1 protein-coding gene is annotated in these 618 nt (G+C 68.0%); it reads right to left on the bottom strand.

Going from position 1 to position 618, the window contains the following annotated elements:
- Positions 1-582, bottom strand: a 582-nt coding sequence (locus tag VQ02_RS34400) for an AAA family ATPase (RefSeq protein ID WP_245239952.1), incomplete at its 3' end; no start/stop codon positions are given.
- Between the last annotated feature and the right edge of the window lie 36 nt (positions 583-618).

Genomic DNA, 618 nt, shown 5'->3' with positions numbered 1-618 from the left:
GTCTCGTGGGCTCGGCATGTGCACGATCCTCGCTCGGTCAAGCAGCGCCTGCGGGATGCCGGCCAGGGAATTTGCCGTGGCGATCCAGGAGACCGGTGAGATGTCCACGGGGCATTCGAGCGACGGGTCGTGGTACCGCGATGCGTTCTCCGGCTCGATCAACGTGAGCAGCCCGTCGACAATTCGCCCGTTGTCCGAGCGGCTCCCCGCCTTGTCGAGCTCGTCAACCACGATGGCAACGGTCGCCCGGAGGTCGCGCTGGATGGCCTGCAGGGGCACGCACGCCCTCGATGAGTTCCACTGGCGCGACGTACCTATGATCGACCCGTCTGCCGACCCAGCCGCGCTGTAGACCGTGACCGGGAGGCCGAGGATTTCGCAGAGCCGCCGGGCCGCCCGTGTCTTTCCGGCGCCCGGTTCGCCGACCAGAATCGTGAACGGCAGGCGAGCGTATGGCCTTCCGACCTGCGTGCGTAGGATCCCGTCGATCTCGCTCCGGAGGTGTGGGAACTCCCGCGAGAGGGTGGTCGAGGCCTCCGCGAGATCGGGCACCGGGGTGAGCGGCAGCAGGGCACCGGCCACCGTCTTCCACTCCTTCTGGGCGGACGTGTTCAGGTG

The sequence above is a fragment of the Methylobacterium variabile genome, from assembly GCF_001043975.1.
Classification (GTDB): Bacteria; Pseudomonadota; Alphaproteobacteria; order Rhizobiales; family Beijerinckiaceae; genus Methylobacterium; species Methylobacterium variabile.
Note: the sequence above shows the minus strand (reverse complement) of the source record. Positions and strands in the feature narration are given on the sequence as shown.